The organism is Celeribacter baekdonensis B30, from assembly GCF_000299875.1.
Lineage (GTDB): Bacteria > Pseudomonadota > Alphaproteobacteria > Rhodobacterales > Rhodobacteraceae > Celeribacter > Celeribacter baekdonensis_A.
Map to the genome: position 1 here is coordinate 467,761 of NZ_AMRK01000001.1, position 23,410 is coordinate 491,170.

The window sequence follows — 23,410 nt, forward strand, 5'->3', positions numbered from 1 at the left end:
CATGACCGTAAAGAAAGCACATCCATGTCCGACCCCGTTCCTTTGATCCATCGGGACCACCTGTCTCGATACCGCACCCGTGCTTTGCGCATGGGGGGCGATTTCTTTTTGCATGAAGAGGCCCGCGCTGAGATCGAAGATCGGTTAAGCATGGTTAATAAAGCGTTTACATCGCCGGCGATTGTCACCGGATTTCCCGAGTTGTGGTCAAAATGGTTCCCCGAGGCGCGTGTTGTTGCCGATGACGATGTGCTCGACCTGAAACAAGGCGCGCATGATTTGGTGATCCATGCCATGTCCCTGCACTGGGCCAATGATCCCGTCGGCCAACTCATCCAATGCAATCGCGCGCTCAAACCCGATGGCTTGATGATCGCGGCCTTTTTCGGCGACCAAACGCTGCATGAACTGCGCGCCTGTTTGGGACAGGCGGAAGCGGCGCTTTTGGGTGGCCTATCGCCGCGCGTGTTGCCGATGGGAGAACTGCGCGACCTCGGTGCGCTGTTGCAACGCGCCTCTTTTGCCCTGCCTGTCGCGGACAAAAGCCCGCACACCGTGACCTACCCCAGTTTAAAAAGACTCGTCACCGATCTGCGCGCCATGGGAGAAAGCAATGCGCTCGGCGCACGGCACATGACTCCAAGCCCAAAGGCGCTTTTCGATCTGACCGAGCATCTCTATCAGGCTCATTTTGCGCAAGACGACCGGCTTGTGGCGACATTTGATTTGGTGTTTCTGACAGGCTGGGCCCCGGATGAAAGCCAGCCGAAACCGTTGATGCCCGGTTCCGCCAAACATCGCCTTGCCGACGCGCTTCAGGCGCAGGAATTTAAACTTCCCACAGACGCGGCCCCTTGACCCGCAGCCCGACCACCCTAAGCCTATAAAAAACAAAAATCAGGACAGACACATGGGACTTATGAAGCCAAGCCGGATGAACACAAATGCGGCAGACGCCACCTGTCCAATACACGCACAAACAGACCACCCCAAAGTGCCAAAACAAAAGATCGGGGTTTTGCTGTCAAATTTGGGAACGCCTGACGCGACAGACTATTGGTCAATGCGTCGGTATTTAAATGAATTTCTCTCGGATCAGCGGGTGATCGACTATCCAAAATGGAAATGGCAACCGATCCTGCAAGGCATCGTTTTGACCTTTAGGCCATCGAAATCCGGTGCGGCGTATCGGTCTATTTGGAACAATGAGGCCGATGAAAGTCCGCTGATGACCATCACCAAAGAGCAAACGGCGGCGATCAAAGCAGCGCTTGCGGAGGAGTTTGGCGGTGAAGTGATGGTTGATTTCTGTATGCGTTACGGCAACCCATCCACCAAATCAAAGGTGCAAAAACTCGTCTCCGAAGGCTGTAGCAAAATCCTGTTTTTCCCGCTCTACCCGCAATACGCCGGGGCAACGGTTGCCACCGCCAATGACGAATTTTTCCGCGCTTTGATGGAAGAAAACTGGCAACCCGCCGCGCGGACCGTACCGCCCTATTTCGATGATCCCGCCTATATTGAAGCCCTCGCCCAGTCCGTTGAGCGCGCCTATGCGGCGGTGGCGAAAAAGCCCGACATCCTGATTTGTTCCTATCACGGCCTGCCAGAACGCTACCTGAAAGAGGGGGGCGATCCCTATCATTGTCAGTGCCAGAAAACGACGCGGCTGCTTAAGGAACGCCTCGGTTGGAATGACACGCAGATCATGACGACGTTTCAATCGAAATTCGGTCCCGAAGACTGGCTTCAACCCTATACCGTGGAAGAGGTGGCGCGTCAGGCCGAAGCCGGGAACAAAAGCATCGCCGTTTGTGCCCCTGCGTTTTCCGCCGATTGCATTGAGACGCTTGAGGAAATCAACGAAGAGATCAAAGAAAGCTTTGACCACGCAGGCGGCGAGGATTTCCTCTACATCCCCTGCCTCAACGCCGAGCCTTTGCACATCAAGGCCCTTGTCGATCAAATCCGTAAGAATCTGAGTGGGTGGGTATAGGCGGACTCATAGAGTCTTGCCTTTAGCCCTTTGTTCAAAATGAAAAGGGCAGCTCAATGAGCTGCCCTTTAAAATGAGTAACTGTCGAGTGACGATTAGTCAGCAGCAACAGCAGCGGCAACGAGTGCCAAGATCAGCAACGGTACAACGTAACCGCCAGCGGACGAAGAAGATGTTTCTTCCACGACAACAGGAGCTTCGATAACCGGAGCAGAGTAGCCACCAGCAAAAGCAGCAGAGCCAGCCAAAGCAAAAACGGCAGCAGCAGCGAATTTTTTCATTTTCATTCCTCCATGATCCCTGCATTGGCAGGTCAGGTTTGTTACACAGTATTCGTAATGCAGATAAACCGAAGAGAAATCAATTTATCCTTTAACGTAGGTCTCATTTCGAACAGAGAATCGTCAAATTAGCAACACTTGCGTTCCCACTTTTGTCAAAGAATACAACTCAGCGATATGCTCATTGTACAAACCGATGCAGCCATTGGAGGATCTCCGGCCGATTTTTCGCGTATCGTGGGTTCCGTGGATTCGGTAATATTGCCAAGACAGATAAAGCGCATGCGTGCCGAGCGGATTGTTTGGACCCGGCCCAACAAATTCCGGCCATTCAGGATTGCGGACTTTCATTGCTGGCGTCGGAGACCAACTTGGCCCCTCGACTTTGCGAATGATTGATGTGCGGCCCCGACGCGTCAGGTCTTCGGTTAAGGGAACCGATGTTGGATAGAGCTTGTAGACCGACTGATCTTCGCTCCAAAAATGCAGCGCCCGCGATGTGGTATCAACAAGGATCGCCCCATTGCTGAGATTGCTGAAATAGGGTTCCCAGTTCAGCGAGCGGAAACTTGAAATATTGCGGCGCACAACGGTTGAAATGTCGCCTTCGATCTCTGTCGTGTTGTCGGTCTGTGCCAAAGCTGGCAATGCCAAAACCGCTGTAGAGCCTGCAACAAATGCGCGGCGTGAGACCTTGAGGGCCGGAAGTTTACTCATTGAACGAAGCCAGTCATGTAATGTGAACGCGTGTACCTTGCCTTTATATGGCGCGATTGCCTCAGTCGCAAATCAAACAATCATTCATAGCAAAAAGTTGCGAACAGGATTTGATCCCGGCAATCAAAGGGTCTAGGTCATCAAGACAAAGTTTTTGGAGTGTCTGAATGTCTCGCATTATTGCTGTCCTTATGATGGCCCTTGTTGGTCTCTCCGCCTGCGACGCGCCGACCGAACGACTTGGGCCCGATGGCAAGCCCTTGCCCCGGCTGTATCGAATCCACGCTCGGGATGAAGCAAAGATTCAATACCACATCCTTGATTCGATCAACGCGCTGCGCGCCGCCGCCGGGACCTCCCCCGTTCAACTCAACGCCAATCTAAACGCTGCCGCCGCGACCCATTCGCGTGACATGCATGTCCAAAACCGTCCCTGGCATTTCGGCTCTGACGGCTCCTCGCCGCTCGATCGGGTCAACCGTTCCGGCTACACCGGCTTGATGCTTGGTGAAAATATTTCAGAAACCTACGAAACCGAACTTGAAACCCTGTCCGCCTGGATGGAGCAATCCGACACCCGCGATATCATTCTTGATCCGCGCGCAACGGATATCGGCTTTGCCTGGTATCAAGAAGAGAATGGAAAACTGTGGTGGACCCTCCTGATCGGAGCCAATCCATCTCAGTTTTCAGGCCTGTAATTATCTGAAATTACGGAAAAATATCTACCTGAGTGCCATCTTGCACCATCATGTAGATTTTCTCAATATTGCGATCGGAAACCGAGATACAGCCCGCGGTCCAGTCGCGGCCCTTGCCCCGGTTTTCGCCGGCCCGTCCATGAATAAAAATATCCCCCCCCGGACGCCGCCCCATCGACGCGGCGTATGCTTCATCTCTTTGGTTCGGATACGAAATCCCCAAAGACAGATGGTAAGCTGAATTCGGGTTGCGCCGATCTATGATATAGCTGCCTTCCGGGGTCTTACTGTCGCCTTCGAATTGCTTGGGTCCAACCGGATTTCCGCCAATTCCGATCCGATACTTTTTGAGCACCTTTGCCCCATGCATGAGGTACATTTTGCGGCGCCCCTTGTAGATCACAATCCGGGTGACTTCAGGCCCGGAATAGGTCCTGAGTTCGCGCGCCAAAACGCCGAATGGCAGCACAATGGCTGCCACAGTTGATGCTAAAAAAGTCCGCCGATCCATTGGGTCTACTCGTATAGTGTTTTGTGCTGGATACACTGATTTGGGTGATCAGGCCAATGATTTGATTGCTCTAAACCCGCAAGAATCGCGCCGCGATTTCGACGTGAGTCGACCACCGAAACTGATCAATCACCTCAATCCAGTCCAAAACAAAGCCCGCATCGGTCAGTGTTTTTGCGTCTCGCGCGAATGTGATCGGGTTACATGACACGAAACCAACGGTTTTCAGCGCGCTTTTGGCGATCTCATCACACTGCGCGGCAGCCCCCGGTCGTGGTGGATCAATGATCGCCGCGTCAAACCGATTGAGTTCGTCGGCTCGAATCGGCTGTCGGAACAAGTCACGGGTCTCAACAGTTACGCGTTTGAGGCCCTCGGCCTGTCGCCACCCTTTGCTCAACGCGTCAAGCATCTCACTCACGCCTTCCACGGCATGAACCTCAGCTGTCTCCGCGCAAGGTAAGGAAAACGTCCCACAGCCTGCAAAAAGGTCAATGACGCGGCGCGCATCGCCAACGACCCGACGCATCGCCCGAACAAGCGCGGCCTCACCTGCTGCGGTCGCCTGAAGAAAGGCGCCGGCGGGTGGCACGACCCGCGCTTTGCCAAAACGCAGATAGGCCGGCGCTTCGCCCGCTACATCTTCGCCATTCCAAGACAGTCGTGAAAACCTTTGTTCACGTACGACTTGGCCTAGATCAATCCTCAGATCCATATCGAGCGGCTTGCCATTCTCCACGGACACATCAAGACCTGTTTCCGTTGCGATCACCGCGAGGTTCATTTCGCCGCGACGCGAGGCCCCGAGTTGAACCAACCGTTCAAGCGCGCCATAGGCGGACATGATCTCAGGGGTCATCAGAATACAGTCAGGCACCGGAACCAAGCTGTCAGACGCACGGCCATAAAGGCCAACCATGACACTCTTTTTTGTTCGTCGCCCATGAAACACTGCACGCCTGCGGCTGCAGGAGGGCGACGTATGGATCGTCTCCAACCCAGCCGAAATACCATGATTTTTGAGGGCGGTTGCCACGATTTCGCGCTTCCAGTCGGCAACGAATTCGTCTGAGGCATGTTGAAGCGCGCAACCGCCGCACGCCTTGTAATGACGGCAGGCGGGTGTAACCCGAGCGGGAGATGAGGTGATGATCCGACCATGGATCACCCGGTCGTTTTCAACATCACCCTCCACAACCTCACCCGGAAGCGCATGTGGCACAAACACGCCGTCCTTGGTGATTCCGTCACCTTTATGTCCAAGCCGGACAACTTCGAACTGAGTCATATCACGTATCCTTTGCCCGCTTTATCAAGGCATGCCGATCCAGCGTAAATCCACTTTCAATCCACGCCTGTTCCGCTGCTTTCAAGGCGGCACCAAGCGCAGGACCCGTCAGTTCTGGTATCAAATCTGATGCCACCAGCGGGAAAATCGCTGTAGCTCCTTTGGCGATTTCAACCGCCGCGTCCTGAGAAACCGGCTGTTCAAAAAATGCCGCCCTAAGACATGACACGGCGCGCGCAATATCCGCATTTTCACGATAGGCGATCTCTGCAAGCCCACTCGGTCCCACCGCACACTCTCGATAGGTCGCATATCGGCGGCATTGCGCCCTGGACAACCGCAAAAGACCAGCCACATCAAAATCGCCCAGCGCCGCAAGACGCAGGATCGGGTCTGGATGTGTTTCAAAAGAGGTCAAAAGGAAGAACGCTTTGGTTGACGCCCCCGGCAGAAGGGTGTTCAAAACCCCAGATTGGTCCATTGCGCCAATGGCCTGATCCGGCGACGGGGCAGACAACAGCTTGATGATCTCCGCCCCAACACGCTCCCGCGACAGTGTTGTCAATCCATCAAGATGTGTTGCACAAGCCGCCAAGCCATCAGGGTCTAATCCGGCAGAATGATCACCATACCACGCATAAAACCGAAAGAACCGGAGAATGCGGAGATAGTCCTCTTTGATCCGAAGATCAGGATTATCAATAAAGCGGACACGCCCAGCGCGCAGATCGGGTAACCCGCCAAGCGGGTCAATAATCGTTCCTGTCGCGTCGGCATATATCGCATTCATCGTAAAATCACGTCGCCGCGCGTCATCTTCCATGTGAGTCGAAAATGCGACGACAGCGCGACGTCCATCCGTCTCCACATCTTTGCGAAAGGTTGTGATTTCAAACGGTTCGCCCTCCGCGATCACCGTGACCGTACCGTGCTCAATCCCGGTTGGAATAACTTTTAATCCGGCCTTTTGTGCCAAGTTTAAGATGAGTTCGGGTCGCACTGGTGTCGAAATATCCAAATCACTGACAGGAACACCAAATAGGCTGTTCCTGACACACCCCCCAACAAAATATGCTGGCTCTCCAATATCGGAGAACAGCGCCATCACTTGGTGTGCTCCCGCACTTTTGAGCCAAGACGCTGTAAGTTTGGTCACAATTGCACCCGATCCGCCAGTCCGCGTAAAATGCGCGCCGTGGCACCCCAGATATAGTAAGGGCCGTAAGGCACGGTGAAAAACGACCGCTTTTGTCCGCGCCATAGGCGCGACTGCACATTGAAATTATCTACGTTAAGAACGTGGTTCATGGGAACAGTGAAAATTTCCGAGACTTCGCCCGGCTCGGCGATGGGCACAAAATCATCTTTAATCCAGCCTAAAACTGGATATATCTGAAACCGCGTCACGGTTTCATGGGTGGGCAAAGTTCCAATAACATCAACAATCTGACGCGGCAGTCCGATCTCTTCTTCAGATTCGCGAAGGGCTGCGTCAATCGGGTCCAAATCTGTCGGGTCCACCCGGCCACCTGGGAATGCAATCTGACCCGGATGATGTTTAAGTGCGGATGAGCGTTTGGTCAGCACAAGCCTCGGCCCCTTGGGATGATCCATGATGGGGATCAACACACCGGCCGCCCGCAAATCACCCGTCACAGCGCCCGAAAAATCCGGATTCAGATCAAAATCTGACGACGGCGCGCCAGACATGTGGAGCGCCGCCTCAAGTGTGGTGCGATCAATCGGTGGTTCCATCCGGCTTCACCTCCGCATCGAAGCCAACTGTTTTTGGATCGAGAATGTAATGCTCGCCACAGAATTGGCAGTCGGCAGTCACCGTCCCCTCCTTCGTTGTCATATGCCGGATGTCCTTCGCGGAGTACATCGACAGGCTGTTGCGCACGCGATCCTCGGAGCAGTTACAGCCAAAAGCGACGGGCTGCGGGTCAAAAACCCGGGGCTGCTCTTCGTGAAACAGGCGGACAAGAAGATCGGTGGGCTGAACGCGCGGACCGATAAGTTCCATCTCCTCAACGGTACTCAAAAGAATATTGGCGCGGTTCCAGTCCTCCAAATCATCCTCGGCCAGAATGTCGGCGGGCTTCAAAAGGCTTTGCTCTTCTGCGCCCTCCAAAGGTGCGGCGAAGGGTGACGCTTTCGGCATTTTTTGCAGCATGATGCCGCCCGCACGCCAAGATTCGGTTTCGCCCGATAGGCGCGATTTGCCAAAAGAGGTCGAAAACTGCGTCGGCAGTTGCTCGGACTGGGCAAAATAAGTTTCCGCGCATGACGACAAAGACCCACCGGCGATCGGCGTGATGCCTTGATAGGGCGTGGTACCGCTGCCTTGGTCAATCAGGATGGCAAAATAGCCTTTGCCAATTTGCGAAAACGGATCAACACCGGGCTGAAGGCGCTCGGCATCATAGGAGGCATAGGCCCGAATGCGCCCCGGCGCGCCATCCTTTTCGGGCGCGTAATAGTCGGTGGCGATCAACCGAGCCGGACCATCCCCGCGCACTTGCAGAGAGAGTTTCCAACGCAATTTGATGGTCTGACCAATCATTGCGGTCAGCAATGCAATCTCAGCGACCAGCGCTTCTATTTCAGGCGGATAATTGTGTTGCGACAAAACGCGGTCCAAAACCCCGTCAAGACGCGCGACACGACCCCGGATGTCGGATGCATCCAGTTGAAACGGGAGAACTGTGTCATCCCATGCGATTTTCGATCCGATCATTTGTGCTTTCCTTGAGGTTCGGCGCTGACATATCGTGTTCATATAGGTGGAACAACCGCCGAAGGAAGGTGGAACACGATGCGGCGCTACGGAGAATCGAAAGTTTTTGGGCAAACCTACCGTGCACGACCAGGTGTTTACGCTCTATTGTCCCGCAATGAGCGCGTATTGTTGACGTACCAAGGCGGGATTCACCACGAGTTTCAATTTCCCGGCGGCGGCATTGATCCGGGGGAAAGCCCCATTGCAGCACTTCATCGCGAGGTCTTTGAAGAAACCGGCTGGCGCATCGCCTCCCCAACCTTCATCAGGTCTTTTCGACGTTTCGTATATATGCCCGAATATGACATGTGGGCAGAAAAAATTTGTCGGATTTATCGGGCTTTTCCGGTCAGACAGCTTTCTGAGCCGCCCGAACCAGATCACTCTGCGCACTGGGTTTCGACCGAAGAAGCCTCGCTCCTGCTTGGGAATCCAGGTGAGCGAGATGTACTAAACACTATTCTTTAGCAGCCCGTCCGGGATATTCGAGCAAGATGGCAGAGATGTCGTCAGGGAAATCCTGATCGTTGTTGAAATCGTTCAAATCCCAAAGGAACGTGTCAAAGAACGCGTTGCCCGTTTCAGTGGCAACTTTTTTGCACATTTCGACCAACCCCTCTTCACCGAGCATACCATCGCCACCATCGGGACATTCCGTGACCCCATCGGAAAACAGCAAAATCCTGTCGCCGGGAGACAATTTCATGTGAACATCCTCGTAAGCGGCGAAAGGGATCAGGCCGACGGGCAATCCGCCATCGCCAAAAAAGGAAATCTCGCCATTGGCGCGCTGAACAATTGGGTATGGGTGACCGCATTGCGTCATAACGAATTCGCCACTGAGACGATCAAAATGCCCAAGAATCATTGTGAAATAGAGGTCGGTCTCCATTTCCTCCAACATCAAACGGTTCAGTGCCATAGCCGCCTCAGAAGGGCTTGCGGCAATATATCCGCCGATTTCATCGGATCGAATTGCGAGATTTTGCTCTGATGTAGACCCCGTAAGGTAGGCCGCAAGCCGTGCTGTCATCAAAGCTGATGCAATCCCATGGCCCGAAACATCGATCGAAAAAACGCCAAATTGCCGGTCATTGATCGGGAAGAATCCAACAAGATCGCCACCAACATGGCCGCTGGGACGTAAAAGCAGCGAAATTTGAGCCGTCTCAAAATCGTGGAATCGTTCCCGCACGAGTGATTGCTGCAACTTGCGCGCTTCGACAAGGTCACGGTCGAGGGAATCATAAAGGTCAGATATTTCTTTTAATGTGGAACTGACCAGCCGGTTCTTTTCGGTCAGTTCTCGCTCCATCCGCAAAATACGCTCCCCGGCACGAATACGCGCAAGCAATTCATCGCCCGCCACGGGTTTGGTCAGAAAATCGTCAGCCCCAACATCCAACCCCTGTGCAACCTCAGTCTTATCGGATTTCGAAGTCAATAGGATGAAATACCCATAGTTCGCCCGATCAAGTTGCCGAAATAATTGACAAAATTCTAGCCCACTCATCCCTGGCATCATCCAGTCGGAGACAATCAAATCAATGCTTTCGCTTTGACAAATGTTCATCGCCTCTTCGCCGGACCCCGCCTCAAACACAGTGTAGCCCCAGCGCCCGAGATAAGACGATAGAATCCGCCTCTGAGCTCGGGAATCATCAACAATCAACACATTGTTGACCACACCCCGTTCTGGCACGGCTTGAAGATAGGCTTGTTTTTCTTGTGCGATGGCCAAAATCAAAATCCTTAAAAGCGCGCTCTGATCGGACAATGCACCCCACGGTTTAATGCGGCCTTAAATCTAAAATTTTCTGGAATAATTGAGGCGCGCTTACTTAAAGCTAAGATTCTTCATCTCTTATGCATCAGGAAAAGGAGAGCGTCATGATTGATTGGAGGCGAGTGGACGAACTGCGTGATGAAGTCGGTGCCGAAGATTTTCGCGAAGTCGTCGATCTCTTTCTCGATGAGGTGGATGAGGTGATTGAGCGGATGAAACATCACCCAACCCACTCCAGTGTTGAGAAAGATTTGCATTTTCTCAAAGGCAGTTCGCTTAATCTTGGGTTTGCAGCGTTTTCAAGCCTCTGTGCCGCCGGAGAACGCGCCGCGCGCAATGGAGAGGCCGAATCCGTCGATCTCGGCCAAATTTTTGATGCCTATGCACAATCGCGTACCACCTTTGTGGCGAAAGTTGTCCCATAAATACGGGAGATCAAAGAACGAATTCAGCCAAAGCCTGATCGTTGGTGATGTCACGGTAGACAAGGCCAGCATCATCCATCTTTTGAAAGAGATGCGCAAAGCTATTTGAGTCCGTCGTCTCAATTCCGATCAAAACAGATCCAAAATTTCGAGCCGACTTTTTAAGATACTCAAATCGCGCGATGTCATCCTTTGGGCCAAGCATGTCCAAAAAATCACGCAACGCGCCGGGGCGCTGCGGCATACGCAGAATGAAATATTTCTTGAGGTTACGGAACCGCTGAGCCCGTTCTTTGACCTCTGGCAAACGTTCAAAATCAAAATTGCCGCCGGATGTGACACACAAAACGCGCTTGCCCCGAATCTGCTCTCGGATGTCCCAAAGAGCATCAATCGAGAGCGCCCCTGCGGGCTCAAGCACGATCCCTTCCACGTTCAGCATTTCGATCATCGTCGAACAAATCCGATCTTCTGGACAGGACAAAACGTGATCTTTCGGCACGTCTTTGAGCACCTCGAACGGGATTTCGCCAATTCGTGCAACAGCGGCACCATCGACAAAGCTGTCTACATTTTTCAGCGTCACCAATTCGCCCGCCTCCAGAGCTGCGGCCAAAGATTGTCCGCCTGACGGCTCAACAAAATAGACCTCAACCTGTGGCGCAACCTCTGTAAGATATGACAGGACTCCCGACGAAAGGCCGCCGCCTCCAACCGGCAGCACAACAACATCCGGTGTCATTTGCGCCATAAATTCCACCGCAACGGTGGCTTGTCCCTCAATCACATCCGCATCGTTGAAAGGCGAAAGAAAATGCCCGCCCTCCTCCTCACAATAGGTGCGTGCGGCGTCTAGAGTGTCGTCAAAATAGTCTCCAACCAAGCGAATTTCGACCATATCCGCACCAAATACGCGGGTTTTATCAATTTTCTGCTGCGGCGTCGTCACAGGCATAAAAATGACCCCACGCACACCAAATTCACGGCACGCAAAGGCGACACCTTGGGCGTGATTGCCCGCAGACGCACAAACGAAAAGCTCTATGCTTGGGTCTTTTTCCCGCGCTTTGACCATCGCATTCCAGGCCCCGCGCAACTTATAGGAACGCACGGGTGTGAGGTCTTCGCGCTTAAGCCAAACGTCACCGCCATAGGCCACCGAAAGATGATCATTGCGCAAACACGGCGTCGGCTCAAACAGGCGCCGCACTCGGGCTTCGGCCTGACATGCCTTGTCAGAAAAGTTGGTCCAATCAATCATCGAACCGACCTCGCATGGAAATCTCGTATATTGAGGACAAAAGACTGACGTTCACCATCAAAACGATCCAACCCGTGACCAGTTCGTAGATCAACCCAAACAAGCCGCTGCCAAAACGCATACCAATAATTTGCAGCGCGACCAAACTCACGATCGACAGGATGGCGGCCTGCAAAATTGTGGCGCTGTGCGGCTTGGTAGCGCTCCAAGCCTCCGCAAATCGCATTTTCCCACCCAATGCGATCGCGGGCAGAACTGGGGACACCCGCAAAAATCCATAGATTGCTGGCAAGCCGATCACGACCATGAGGAACAGGCCACCAAGCACCATAGCACCCTGTGATCCCAAAATAGACACCAAGAAAGCGGCCAAAATACCAACGAAAAGTCCAATCAACAGGCCGATCAGTAAGGACAGACCAAAGTACCCCCAAACGCGCGAACCGCTCCACGACGGAAACGCGGATGTCGGGCGCTTGCCCTCAAGCACATAGCGGTGCCATTCAACCGCGACCCAACAGGAGCCGATTGCCATCACAACATTGGACAGAAGAATGAGGAAAAGGGATGAGCCGCCCATCATGGGTGCGTCACTTTCCGCCATGCCTTCCATATCTAACGACCCGAAAGCTAAGATCTGGCAAACCAAAATGGCAATCCAAATCAAACCAGAAACGGCCAATGCTTCGTCGAGATTGCGGAACACACGCAAAATAGCGTGTTGGAACAATTGAAATCCGGTCATGATCGCCCTTTGAGACTGTGTTTGGGGATGGTTTAGGACTTTTCGGGCAGAAGCTAAAGCATTCTGACAGTGAACTGAGTGCGAAACCTTGCTCTTGGGCGAAAAACCCGATACTCGCCCGTGCGATATCCGAAAAAGGAAAGTCTCATGTCTGCGCCCAAAAAAGTCGTTCTTGCCTATTCCGGCGGCCTTGATACGTCGATCATTCTGAAATGGCTCCAGACCGAATATGGCTGTGAGGTTGTCACCTTTACCGCTGATCTCGGTCAGGGCGAGGAACTGGAACCCGCGCGTCAAAAGGCCGAGATGCTCGGCATCAAGCCGGAAAACATCTATATTGAAGATGTCCGCGAAGAATTTGTGCGCGATTTCGTATTTCCGATGTTCCGCGCCAATGCGGTCTATGAGGGTCTCTATCTGCTCGGCACCTCCATCGCGCGTCCGCTGATCTCCAAACGCCTTGTTGAGATTGCTGAGATGACTGGCGCCGATGCGGTCGCGCATGGGGCAACCGGCAAGGGCAACGATCAGGTGAGGTTCGAACTTTCGGCCTACGCGCTCAACCCCGACATCAAAGTGATCGCGCCATGGCGGGAATGGGATTTGACCTCGCGCACCAAGCTTTTGGAATTTGCCGAACAGAACCAAATCCCGATCGCCAAAGACAAACGCGGCGAAGCGCCGTTCTCGGTCGACGCCAACCTATTGCACACCTCGTCTGAGGGACGCGTTTTGGAAGACCCGGCACAGGAAGCGCCCGATTACGTCTACCTGCGCACCGTGAAACCGGAAGATGCGCCCAATGAGCCGGAATTCATCGAAGTCACCTTTGAAAAAGGCGATGCGGTTGCGATCAATGGCGTGGCGATGAGCCCGGCAACGGTTTTGACAGAGCTGAACGAATATGGCCGCAAACACGGCATCGGTCGTTTGGATTTCGTTGAAAACCGCTTCGTTGGGATGAAATCGCGCGGCGTGTATGAAACGCCGGGTGGCACGATCCTTTTGGAGGCACACCGTGGCATTGAGCAAATCACCCTCGATTCTGGCTCCGGCCACCTCAAAGACAGCCTGATGCCGCGTTATGCCGAGCTGATTTACAACGGATTCTGGTTCAGCCCCGAGCGTGAAATGCTTCAGGCTGCCATCGACAAATCTCAGGAACATGTGTCCGGGACTGTCCGCCTGAAACTCTACAAAGGCTCCGCAGTTACCGTGGGTCGTTGGTCGGACGCGTCGCTTTACTCAGAAGCGCATGTGACCTTTGAAGACGACGCTGGTGCCTATGACCAAAAAGACGCTCAGGGCTTTATTCAGCTCAACGCCTTGCGTCTCAAACTTTTGGCCGCGCGGAACCGTCGTTTGAAAGACTAAGACGCCTAAAATCTAAAGAGAAAGGGCGCTTTCAAGCGCCCTTTTTCATTTTAAGATTACGCAGCCCGAAAAGACTTTACCTCATCCGCGGTCGGGATCGCATCCGCGGTCCCGTGGCGCGTGACTTTCAGGGCTGCCGCCTGCACCGCCCATTCCATCGCCGCCTTGATGGGCATGCCAAGGTCAAGCCCGGCCGCGACATAGCCGATGTAGGTATCTCCTGCGGCCGTCGTATCCACAGGATGCACCGCGGGTGAGGAGACTTCGATCACCTCGCCGGTTTCATTCGACCGCCACATCGCCCCCTTGGCCCCAAGGGTGACCATGACCTGTGGGGCTGGAATTTTATCGAGGGTCACGCCCATTTCGGAACAGAGCTGCGCCGCTTCAACCGAATTCATCACCAGCATGGACACATCGGGCACAAGATCGGTGACCGCTTTGATCGAAAAAGGTGCCGCAGAATAGATCACCCGCATGCCTTTAACGATGGCAAAGGTCGCGGCAAAGGCCTGAAGATTGGTTTCGTTTTGGATCAAAAGCGTGTCAGACGCAGCCGCCTGATCAATCGCATTGACGACGAACTCGCTGTCCTGCTGCATATTTGCGCCGGATTCCAAAACGATGGTGTTTTCGCCCTCAGCATCAACATAGATCACGGCATGCCCCGTGTCCTGTTCCACCATGCGCAAAAATTTGCAATCCACCCCGTAGGATTGGACTTTATCACGCACCCATGCATCCCGTTTACCAATGGCGCCGATATGAAACACCGACGCGCCCGCTTTGGCGGCGGCAACGGATTGATTCATTCCTTTGCCGCCAAGCCCAAGGGTATGCCCTGTCGCGCTGAGTGTTTCTCCCGGAGCAGGAAGGTGTGGCAGTGTATAAAAATGGTCGATGTTCACCGAACCCAAATTAAAAATCGCCATCCGCTTCCCTTCCGAAAGCCATTACCGGGTCTGACCCACCTTGCAGGCCGCAAGGATCGCCATATTCAGAATATCACTTACAGTAGAAACAGTTGAGCAAATCTGAATAGGTCTATCAACCCCCGTCAAAATCGGGCCAATAACAGTCGCTCCGGCCATTTCCTGCATCAGCTTCACCGAAATGGACGCAGAGTGTCTCGCTGGGACCACCAAGATGTTGGCGGGTCCAGACAAACGACAAAACGGATAGGCCGCCATCGCATCAGGATTGAGCGCCACATCGACCGTCATTTCACCATCATATTCGAAATCCACACCGCGCTTATCAAGCACTTTCGGCGCGATGTGCATTTTGTTGGCGCGCTCAGAGATCGGATACCCAAAGGTCGAGAAAGAGGCAAAGGCCACACGCGGTTCGATCCCCATCGCACGCGCCACCTGAGCGGCAGCAACAGCAATATCGGCAAGATCGTTCTCATCGGGCCATTCGTGCACCAAGGTGTCCGCAATAAAGATGATCCGACCTTTGTGCAGCACAGCGGTTACCCCGACAGCCCCATCTTCGGCCTTTGCATCAAACACCGAGTTGATCCGGTCCAACACATGCGCGGATTTGCGTGTCGCGCCGGTCACAAGACCATCGGCATGACCATGCGCCAACATCAGCGCCGAAAACGCGTGACGATCACGGGCGGCAAGACGGTGAATGTCTTTTTGGTCAAACCCGGAGCGTTGTAGGCGATAGTAGAGAAAGGATTTGTACTCTTCCAGATGCGGCGTGTTGGCCGCGTTCACGATCTCAAGCTCGGTCATAGCCTCGCCAAGACCCTCTTCTTGAAGCCTAACGCGCACATCGTCGTCACGCCCCACCACGAGCGCACGACCAAATCCACCACGCTGATAGGCAACAGCGGCGCGCAAAACGCGCGGATCATCGCCCTCGGCAAAAATCATTGTCGCTTGCGCCTGTTTCGCTCGCGCATAGAGCCCCTGAAGGATCTGCGCTGTCGGGTCCATGCGCGCTTTCAGCTCCTGCACATAGCCTTCCATATCCACAATCGGACGACGTGCCACGCCGGTGTCCATCCCGGCCTGTGCCACTGCGGGCGGGATAGTGTAAATCAAACGTGGATCAAACGGCGTTGGGATGATGTAATCACGACCGAAAGACAGCTTTTGCCCATAGGCCAGAGCCACCTCATCCGGCACATCCTCACGCGCCAGTTCAGCCAGCGCACGCGCACAGGCGATTTTCATTTCGTCATTGATCGCACGGGCATGAATGTCCAAAGCCCCGCGAAACAGGTAGGGAAAGCCCAAAACGTTGTTGACCTGATTGGGGTAATCCGAGCGTCCGGTGGCCACAATCGCGTCTTCGCGCACAGCGTGGGCTTCTTCGGGTGTGATCTCGGGATCCGGGTTTGCCATGGCGAAAATCACTGGGTTCGGCGCCATATCCGCTACCATATCCTGAGTCACAGCGCCTTTAGCCGACACCCCAAGGAACACGTCCGCACCCTTCATCGCCTCTTTCAATGTGCGTGCGTCGGTCTTGGCGGCATGGGCAGATTTCCATTGGTTCATGCCTTCGGTACGGCCTTGGTAAATCACACCTTTGGTGTCGCACATGATGCAATTGTCATGCTTTGCACCCATCGACTTAATGAGTTCCAAACACGCAATCCCAGCCGCACCGGCCCCATTGAGCACGATTTTACAGTCTTCGATCTTTTTGCCCGACAAATAGAGCGCATTGATCAGGCCCGCTGCACAGATCACCGCCGTCCCGTGTTGGTCGTCGTGGAAGACCGGGATGTCCATCTCTTCTTTGAGCCGCTGCTCGATGATGAAACATTCCGGTGCCTTGATGTCCTCAAGGTTGATCCCGCCAAAGCTCGGCCCCATCAGGCGGACAGCCTGGATGATCTGTTCGGGGTCTTCGGTGTCGAGTTCGATGTCGATCGAGTTCACATCCGCAAAGCGTTTGAACAATACCGCCTTACCCTCCATCACCGGCTTGGAGGCCAGTGCACCCAGATTGCCAAGACCCAAAACCGCCGTCCCGTTGGAAATGACCGCCACAAGGTTGCCCTTGTTGGTGTAATCATAGGCCGTTTCGGGGTGGGCCGCGATGGCTTCGCAGGGCACAGCCACGCCGGGAGAATAGGCCAGCGACAAATCACGCTGGGTGTTCATCGGAACACTTGGCGTGATGTCGAATTTGCCGGGGCGCGGCTCCATATGAAATACGAGCGCTTCTTCGCGGGTTTGTTTGATCTTGGACATGCGGGTGGGCCTCCTCCTCGTCAGGCCTGCATCCTTATCCAGACTGAGCCCCGGCCTCAACAAAAAGAACGCGTTCTGGGCCTTTACGCCACATATAGTGCGAGTAAGTTGGGGCAACCCAAACCGGAGAGACAAGCCTGTGTCCAACGAAACGCCCGCCGCCACCCCGATGATGGCGCAATATCTCGAGATCAAATCGCGTCATCGCGATGCATTACTGTTTTACCGCATGGGTGATTTCTATGAGATGTTTTTTGATGATGCGATTGCCGCCTCGCAGGCGCTCGACATTGCACTCACCAAGCGCGGCAAACATGCGGGTGACGACATCCCGATGTGCGGCGTGCCCTTTCATGCGGCTGAGACCTATCTTTTGAACCTGATCCGCAAGGGGTTCAAAGTGGCCGTCTGTGAACAGCTCGAAAATCCGGCCGACGCGAAAAAACGTGGTGCGAAAGCTGTGGTCAAACGTGATGTGGTGCGTCTTGTCACGCCTGGAACCTTGACCGAAGACAGCTTGCTTGATGCGCGGCGTCACAATTACCTCGCCGCCTTCGCGGAGGTGCGCAATGAGGGCGCTTTGGCCTGGATCGACATTTCCACCGGGGCGTTTCATGTCATGCCTTGCCCGTTGGTCGGCCTTGGCCCGGAATTGGCGCGGCTGAACCCCTCTGAGATCGTAATCTCCGAGGCAAATGACGTGAATTGGGCTGAATTGGTCTCTGATTTTCATCCCAACATGACTCCGCTTTCGCGCGCCTCCTTTGACAGTACCTCGGCACAAAAGCGCCTGACGGAGCTGTTTCGGGTCTCATCTTTGGATGCATTTGGGGCGTTCTCTTTGGCCGAATTGTCGGCGATGGGCGCGATCATCGACTATCTCGACATCACCCAAAAAGGCAAATTGCCGCTTGTGCGACCGCCCGTGCGTGAATCCCTGCGGGGCAACATGCAGATTGACGCCGCAACCCGGCGCAACCTTGAGATCACACACTCCCTCTCTGGCGCCCGCGATGGGTCGCTTTTGTCCGCAATGGATCGCACCGTGACCGCCGCCGGTGGGCGTCTTTTGGAACGTCGCCTCTCAAGCCCGTCTCGCGATGTCGACATCATCACGGCGCGCCTTGATGCCATCAGCTTTGCCATTGAAAATCCGAAACTCTCAGAGCCATTGCGCGACGCCCTACGGCGGGTGCCCGACATGGAACGCGCCCTGTCGCGGATCGGTCTAGAGCGTGGCAGTCCCCGCGATTTAGCCGCCATTCGCAATGGCCTATCGCAGGCGGAGACCATCGCCAACGCTCTTTCAAATGCGACACTTCCGAGCCTAGTCCAGCAGAAATCAGCCTTTCTTGTCGGCCATGCTGAACTGATCGACCTTCTCGACAGAGCGCTTGTCGCTGAACCGCCGCTTCTCGCGCGCGATGGTGGTTTTATCGCGCCCGGCTATGACACTGAACTCGATGAATGCCGTACCTTGCGCGACCAAGGCAGAGGTGTGATTGCCTCGCTCCAATCCAAATACGCCGAGGCGGCGGGTGTCTCGTCCCTAAAAATCAAGCACAACAATGTGCTGGGTTATTTCATCGAGACAACATCGACCCATGCAGAAAAAATGCTGTCTGCACCGCTGAATGAAATCTTCATCCACCGCCAAACAACCGCCAACCAAGTGCGGTTCACCACCTTGGAACTCAGCGAGCTTGAGACCAAAATTCACAATGCCGGCGGGCGGGCGCTTGAGATTGAAAAACGCCTGTTTGACACCTTGTGCATGGCCATTCTGGAGCGCGCGCCGGCGATCAACGATGCCTCCTCCGCTCTGGCGGAAATGGACCTGATCAGTTCGCTCGCAGATTTGGCGATTTCAGAGGATTGGACCCGTCCTAAGGTGGATCAGGGCCGAAGCTTCGAGATTATTGGTGGGCGTCATCCCGTTGTGGAACGGGCGTTGCGCAAACAAGGCGGTAGCAAGTTTGTTGCCAATGATTGTGATCTCTCAGACGGTCACGATGGCGCAGCAATCTGGCTTTTGACCGGGCCGAACATGGCGGGTAAATCGACGTTTTTACGTCAAAACGCACTCATCGCGCTCATCGCACAGGCCGGGTCCTTTGTTCCCGCCAAGGACGCACATATCGGTATTGTCTCGCAATTGTTTTCACGCGTTGGTGCCTCGGACGATCTCGCCCGAGGTCGCTCGACCTTTATGGTGGAGATGGTCGAAACCGCTGCTATCCTTAACCAAGCCGATGACCGTGCTCTGGTCATTCTTGATGAAATTGGGCGCGGAACGGCGACCTATGACGGGCTGTCGATTGCCTGGGCCACGCTAGAACATCTCCACGACGTGAACACCTGTCGCGCACTTTTCGCAACCCATTACCACGAGATGACCAGCCTTTCCGACAAACTCAAAGGTGCAGAAAATGCCACCGTTTCAGCTAAGGAATGGGACGGTGAAGTGATTTTCCTTCACGAGGTGATCAAGGGCAAGGCGGATAGGTCTTATGGCGTTCAGGTCGCCCGGCTTGCGGGCCTGCCCACGGCTGTGGTTGAACGCGCCAAAGCTGTGCTTGAGGCGCTTGAAAAAGGCCAATCCCAACACGCGGCCAATCCGAAAGCGATCATTGACGATCTGCCGCTGTTCTCGGCCATGCCTGCCCCGGCCCCTGCGCCGAAGGCAAAAGAAAGCGCAGTGGAAAAGGCGCTTTTGGATATTCTTCCAGACGAGCTCACACCTCGTGAGGCGCTTCAAGTGCTGTATGATTTAAAGGCGAAACTCGACTGAGTTTCACAAAGAAAAGGCCCCCACCATTGTGAGGGCCTTTTGTCTTTCGGGTTGCCTTGGCTTAGGCCGGATTGGACGACACGCCAACCTGAGCCGGGCGCAACAGGCGATCGTGGATCATAAAGCCCACATTCATCACCTGAATGATGTCGCCTGCTTTGGTGCCCGGCACCGGAGCCTCGAACATCGCTTCATGTTCCTGCGGATCAAACGCATCACCAACTTCAGGCGCGATGATGACAATCCCGTGCTTTTTGAACACGCTGACCAGTTCACGCATGGTCAATTCGATGCCTTCGATCAAAGCCGCCTGGGCTTCACGCTGATCTTCGGCAATTGCATCAATCGCGCGTTTCATATTGTCGAAAATCGGCAACATATCTCGCGCCAGTTTCGATCCGCCGTAATTCTCCGCCTCGCGCCGATCCCGGTCCGCCCGTTTGCGCGAATTCTCTGCATCGGCCACGGCTCGGATAAACCGGTCTTTGAACTCATCCCGTTCCGCACGCAGCTTTTCCAGCTCGTCGATCTCCTCTTCGGCCTCAGCCTCAAGAAACTCTTCAAGCTCAGCATCCAGTTCGGTTTCGATCTCTTCAGCCATGTCTTTTTTTGGATCCGTCATGTTCCACCTTTTCACGCCTTGCCGGACAATATGCGACCGACAAGTTGCGCCGTGTAATCCACAATCGGAACAATCCGCCCATAATTGAGACGAGTCGGTCCGATCACTCCCACAGCACCAATTATCTTTCGTTCAGCGTTCATATAAGGAGAAACCACCAAAGAGGAACCCGAAAGAGAGAAAAGTTTGTTTTCTGAGCCAATGAAAATACGCACGCCTTCGCCATCCTCAGTCAGTTCGAGAAATTCGGCAATGTCGCGTTTCTTTTCCAAGTCATCAAACAGACTGCGAATGCGATCCAATTCCTCGGCTTCCGCACTATCCCCCAATAGATTCGAACGCCCCCGCACAATGAGTCGCTCATACACGGCTCCCTCGCCCCCCCAAAAGGCGCTGCCGTTTTCGATCAGATCGGCGGCGAGGCTATCCAACTCTTGTCGGCGCAGTTTGATTTCCCGCTCTACCGTTGTACGCAACTCGCCAAGGGTTTTACCTTCGATCAGAGAATTCAGAAAATTCGTCGCTTCACGTAGCGAGGATGGCGTTTGTCCAATTGGCGGGGTGAAAATTCGGTTTTCTACATGCCCATCAGCAAAGACCAAAACCACAAGCGCACGATCTGGGGCCAAATTGACAAATTCTACATGTTTTACCGGCGCTTCATGCTTGGGCGCCAAAACAAGGCTTGCCCCCTGTGTCAGTCCCGATAGTGCGGAGCCAACCCGATCCAACATCCCGCCAACATGCGATTGATCCTCGCGCACGGTCTCTTCCATTTTCGCGCGCACATCGTCGGTCACGGTGCCCAATTCAAGCAACCCATCCACAAACAGACGCAGGCCGAGTTGCGTTGGCACACGTCCAGCCGACACATGCGGACTGTCCAACAGGCCCAGATACTCAAGATCCTGCATCACATTGCGCACCGTCGCGGCCGAGACTTTTTCGCTCATCGTCCGCGTCAAGGTACGCGAGCCAACCGGATCGCCATTTTCGAGATAGCCCTCCACAACGCGGCGGAACACCTCGCGGGATCGGTCGTTCATTTCTGTGATTAAATTCGCACGGTCGTTCATATGGCAAAGGGCTCCAACGGTATCGTCATTAAAAGACATGCATTGCCGGGGTCAATGACACTTGCACCTTTCACACCCACTTCGTTATGTCTCAGCCAACAAAAATTGGAAGGAATGACCATGCGACCCTCCGGACGGAAATTAAACGAGATGCGCCCGATCTCGATCGACATCAATGTGACAAAACATGCCGAGGGCTCCTGCCTGATCCGCTGTGGTGATACGCATGTTTTGTGCACCGCGACCATCGAGGAGCGCGTGCCTCCATTTATGCGTAACTCTGGCCAGGGCTGGGTCACCGCAGAATATGGCATGTTGCCGCGTTCGACGTCTTCGCGGATGCGTCGTGAAGCGACCCAAGGCAAACAAGGCGGTCGTACCGTAGAAATTCAACGTTTGATCGGTCGCGCCCTGCGCGCCGGTGTGGATCGCGTTGCTCTTGGCGAACGTCAGATCACCATCGACTGCGATGTCATTCAGGCCGATGGCGGCACCCGTTGCGCTTCGATCACCGGCGGCTGGGTCGCTCTGCGCATTGCCACCAACAAATTGTTGAAATCCGGCGCGCTGATCTCCGATCCGCTGCTGTCCAACGTCGCCGCCGTGTCCTGTGGCATATACGCGGGTCAGGCCGTGCTTGATCTCGACTACCCCGAGGATTCCGAAGCTGGCGTTGATGGCAACTTCATCATGCTCGCCAATGGCCAGATGATCGAAACCCAGATGAGCGCCGAGGGGGCTACTTATTCGCGCACTCAAATGAATGAACTCCTTGATCTTGCTGAAAAAGGTGTCGCTGAACTCGTTGCCGTACAAAACGCCGCGGTGGCCTGATGCGTATGTTTGATGGCGACACGCTGGTCCTCGCCTCCCATAACAAGGGCAAGCTTCGCGAAATCGCGGAGCTTTTGACGCCTTTTGGGATCAAAGTCATCTCCGCTGGGGACCTCGGGTTCGAAGAACCGGACGAGACCGAAGACAGCTTTGTCGGAAACGCCCGGATCAAAGCTCATTTTGCCGCCAAAGAAAGTGGGCTACCTGCGCTTTCCGATGACAGCGGCATCATGGTCGATGCCTTGGGTGGTGCCCCCGGTGTCTACACCGCCGATTGGGCCGAAACACCCAATGGCCGCGATTTTCCGATGGCGATGAAGAAAGTCTGGGACAAGCTTGAGGCTATAAATGCCCCTGAGCCCCGCACCGCACGCTTCTGCTGTACGCTTTGCCTCGCTTGGCCTGATGGCCATGACGAGATTTTCGAGGGTACAGTTGAAGGCCGCCTTGTTTGGCCTATGCGTGGAGATTTGGGATTTGGGTTTGACCCGATTTTCTTGCCTGATGGCGAAACAGAAACATTTGGTGAAATGGACCCTGCCAAAAAGCAGGGCATGAGCCATCGTGCCGACGCCTTTCGTAAACTGGTCTCCGGACCCTTCAAGGACCTCTCTAAATGAGCACTCGCAAACTCATCTCTTCCGGCTCTGCTTTTGAATCCACCATGGGCTATTCCCGTGCTGTCGCCCAAGGCGATTGGTGTTTCGTGTCCGGCACAACCGGCTATGATTACGCTACAATGACTATGCCCGACAGCATTGCCGATCAGGCGCGCAATTGCTTTAAAACCATCTCGAATGCACTGGAACAGGCTGGATTTTCCCTCTCGGACACTGTGCGTGTACAATACACTGTCAGTGACAAAGCCTTGGTCGATGAACTCATCCCGGCACTTGGCGAATTCCTCTCCGACATTCGCCCTGCGGCCACAATGGTGATTGCCGATCTCATCAAACCTGAGATGAAAGTCGAAATCGAAATCACGGCTTTCAAGGGCTGATG

Annotated in this window: 24 protein-coding genes; 10 read left to right on the forward strand and 14 right to left on the reverse strand. The window is 54.4% G+C overall.

Annotation, left to right across the window (positions count from 1 at the left end; translation table 11 throughout):
* Nucleotides 1-24: 24 nt before the first annotated feature.
* Together B30_RS02205 and hemH are read left to right on the forward strand one after the other, a co-directional pair.
* A complete protein-coding gene (locus B30_RS02205; protein WP_009570363.1) occupies nt 25-858 on the forward strand; it encodes a methyltransferase domain-containing protein in 834 nt (277 codons plus the stop codon).
* 76 nt (nt 859-934) lie between these two features.
* Nucleotides 935-1,996: a ferrochelatase gene (hemH, locus tag B30_RS02210; protein WP_009570366.1), complete on the forward strand. Its 1,062-nt coding sequence runs from the start codon at nt 935-937 to the stop codon at nt 1,994-1,996.
* A gap of 95 nt (nt 1,997-2,091) precedes the next feature.
* Here hemH and B30_RS02215 read toward each other — a convergent pair whose 3' ends face one another.
* The gene (locus B30_RS02215; RefSeq protein WP_009570367.1) at nt 2,092-2,277 is read right to left on the reverse strand and encodes a hypothetical protein; all 186 of its coding nucleotides are present in this window, start codon (nt 2,275-2,277) and stop codon (nt 2,092-2,094) included.
* Nucleotides 2,278-2,400: 123 nt separating this feature from the next.
* Complete coding sequence (locus tag B30_RS02220) at nt 2,401-2,994, reverse strand: L,D-transpeptidase (RefSeq protein WP_009570368.1); 594 nt, start codon at nt 2,992-2,994, stop codon at nt 2,401-2,403.
* Between the two features lie 167 nt (nt 2,995-3,161).
* Between B30_RS02220 and B30_RS02225 the strand changes: the two genes are divergently transcribed.
* Nucleotides 3,162-3,695 carry a CAP domain-containing protein gene (locus tag B30_RS02225; RefSeq protein ID WP_040401733.1) on the forward strand — a complete coding sequence of 178 codons (534 nt, stop codon included), beginning with the start codon at nt 3,162-3,164 and terminating at the stop codon, nt 3,693-3,695.
* A 10-nt stretch (nt 3,696-3,705) separates the two neighbouring features.
* Here the strand turns inward: B30_RS02225 and B30_RS02230 are convergent, their stop codons facing one another.
* From B30_RS02230 to hslO, 5 genes are all read right to left on the reverse strand, one after another.
* Entirely contained in the window at nt 3,706-4,206 is a 501-nt protein-coding gene (locus tag B30_RS02230) for a L,D-transpeptidase family protein (protein ID WP_009570372.1), read from the reverse strand.
* A 70-nt stretch (nt 4,207-4,276) separates the two neighbouring features.
* Nucleotides 4,277-5,494, reverse strand: a complete 1,218-nt coding sequence (locus B30_RS02235; RefSeq protein ID WP_009570373.1) for a class I SAM-dependent RNA methyltransferase — start codon at nt 5,492-5,494, stop codon at nt 4,277-4,279.
* Between the two features lies 1 nt (nt 5,495).
* Nucleotides 5,496-6,599: a CCA tRNA nucleotidyltransferase gene (locus B30_RS02240; protein WP_009570374.1), complete on the reverse strand. Its 1,104-nt coding sequence runs from the start codon at nt 6,597-6,599 to the stop codon at nt 5,496-5,498.
* Between the two features lie 47 nt (nt 6,600-6,646).
* Nucleotides 6,647-7,249: a CoA pyrophosphatase gene (locus B30_RS02245; protein WP_009570375.1), complete on the reverse strand. Its 603-nt coding sequence runs from the start codon at nt 7,247-7,249 to the stop codon at nt 6,647-6,649.
* Complete coding sequence (gene hslO / locus B30_RS02250; RefSeq protein WP_009570376.1) at nt 7,233-8,234, reverse strand: Hsp33 family molecular chaperone HslO; 1,002 nt, start codon at nt 8,232-8,234, stop codon at nt 7,233-7,235. Before hslO ends, B30_RS02245 begins: the two co-directional genes overlap by 17 nt.
* Nucleotides 8,235-8,312: 78 nt before the next feature.
* Between hslO and B30_RS02255 the strand changes: the two genes are divergently transcribed.
* On the forward strand, nt 8,313-8,744 hold the full coding sequence (locus B30_RS02255) for an NUDIX hydrolase (protein ID WP_009570377.1): 432 nt from the start codon (nt 8,313-8,315) through the stop codon (nt 8,742-8,744).
* On the opposite strand, the gene B30_RS02260 is transcribed toward B30_RS02255, so the two are convergent.
* Nucleotides 8,734-10,017, reverse strand: coding sequence for a PP2C family protein-serine/threonine phosphatase (locus B30_RS02260; RefSeq protein WP_009570378.1), 1,284 nt, complete (start codon nt 10,015-10,017; stop codon nt 8,734-8,736). The genes B30_RS02255 and B30_RS02260 overlap by 11 nt on opposite strands.
* Nucleotides 10,018-10,166: 149 nt before the next feature.
* Between B30_RS02260 and B30_RS02265 the strand changes: the two genes are divergently transcribed.
* Complete coding sequence (locus B30_RS02265) at nt 10,167-10,487, forward strand: Hpt domain-containing protein (RefSeq protein ID WP_009570379.1); 321 nt, start codon at nt 10,167-10,169, stop codon at nt 10,485-10,487.
* A 10-nt stretch (nt 10,488-10,497) separates the two neighbouring features.
* Here B30_RS02265 and ilvA read toward each other — a convergent pair whose 3' ends face one another.
* Together ilvA and B30_RS02275 are read right to left on the reverse strand one after the other, a co-directional pair.
* Nucleotides 10,498-11,748, reverse strand: a complete 1,251-nt coding sequence (ilvA, locus tag B30_RS02270) for a threonine ammonia-lyase IlvA (protein WP_009570380.1) — start codon at nt 11,746-11,748, stop codon at nt 10,498-10,500.
* The gene (locus B30_RS02275) at nt 11,741-12,493 is read right to left on the reverse strand and encodes a hypothetical protein (protein WP_009570381.1); all 753 of its coding nucleotides are present in this window, start codon (nt 12,491-12,493) and stop codon (nt 11,741-11,743) included. Before B30_RS02275 ends, ilvA begins: the two co-directional genes overlap by 8 nt.
* A 147-nt stretch (nt 12,494-12,640) precedes the next feature.
* Here B30_RS02275 and B30_RS02280 point away from each other — a divergent pair, with 147 nt between their 5' ends.
* Nucleotides 12,641-13,867, forward strand: a complete 1,227-nt coding sequence (locus tag B30_RS02280) for an argininosuccinate synthase (protein WP_009570382.1) — start codon at nt 12,641-12,643, stop codon at nt 13,865-13,867.
* Between the two features lie 56 nt (nt 13,868-13,923).
* On the opposite strand, the gene B30_RS02285 is transcribed toward B30_RS02280, so the two are convergent.
* Both B30_RS02285 and B30_RS02290 read right to left on the reverse strand, forming a co-directional pair.
* Complete coding sequence (locus B30_RS02285; protein WP_009570383.1) at nt 13,924-14,799, reverse strand: ribokinase; 876 nt, start codon at nt 14,797-14,799, stop codon at nt 13,924-13,926.
* Nucleotides 14,800-14,820: 21 nt separating this feature from the next.
* Nucleotides 14,821-17,085: an NADP-dependent malic enzyme gene (locus B30_RS02290; protein WP_009570384.1), complete on the reverse strand. Its 2,265-nt coding sequence runs from the start codon at nt 17,083-17,085 to the stop codon at nt 14,821-14,823.
* Nucleotides 17,086-17,254: 169 nt separating this feature from the next.
* On the opposite strand from B30_RS02290, the gene mutS reads away from it, so the two are divergent.
* A complete protein-coding gene (gene mutS / locus B30_RS02295; protein WP_040401832.1) occupies nt 17,255-19,876 on the forward strand; it encodes a DNA mismatch repair protein MutS in 2,622 nt (873 codons plus the stop codon).
* Nucleotides 19,877-19,937: 61 nt separating this feature from the next.
* On the opposite strand, the gene B30_RS02300 is transcribed toward mutS, so the two are convergent.
* The gene (locus B30_RS02300) at nt 19,938-20,498 is read right to left on the reverse strand and encodes a nucleotide exchange factor GrpE (RefSeq protein ID WP_009570386.1); all 561 of its coding nucleotides are present in this window, start codon (nt 20,496-20,498) and stop codon (nt 19,938-19,940) included.
* Nucleotides 20,499-20,509: 11 nt separating this feature from the next.
* Nucleotides 20,510-21,574: a heat-inducible transcriptional repressor HrcA gene (hrcA, locus tag B30_RS02305; protein ID WP_009570387.1), complete on the reverse strand. Its 1,065-nt coding sequence runs from the start codon at nt 21,572-21,574 to the stop codon at nt 20,510-20,512.
* A gap of 120 nt (nt 21,575-21,694) precedes the next feature.
* Between hrcA and rph the strand changes: the two genes are divergently transcribed.
* The 3 genes from rph to B30_RS02320 are packed head-to-tail and all read left to right on the forward strand — an operon-like array spanning nt 21,695 to nt 23,408.
* A complete protein-coding gene (rph, locus tag B30_RS02310; RefSeq protein ID WP_009570388.1) occupies nt 21,695-22,408 on the forward strand; it encodes a ribonuclease PH in 714 nt (237 codons plus the stop codon).
* A complete protein-coding gene (gene rdgB, locus B30_RS02315; RefSeq protein WP_009570389.1) occupies nt 22,408-23,028 on the forward strand; it encodes an RdgB/HAM1 family non-canonical purine NTP pyrophosphatase in 621 nt (206 codons plus the stop codon). Before rph ends, rdgB begins: the two co-directional genes overlap by 1 nt.
* Entirely contained in the window at nt 23,025-23,408 is a 384-nt protein-coding gene (locus tag B30_RS02320; protein ID WP_009570390.1) for a RidA family protein, read from the forward strand. Before rdgB ends, B30_RS02320 begins: the two co-directional genes overlap by 4 nt.
* The last annotated feature ends 2 nt before the right edge of the window (nt 23,409-23,410 follow it).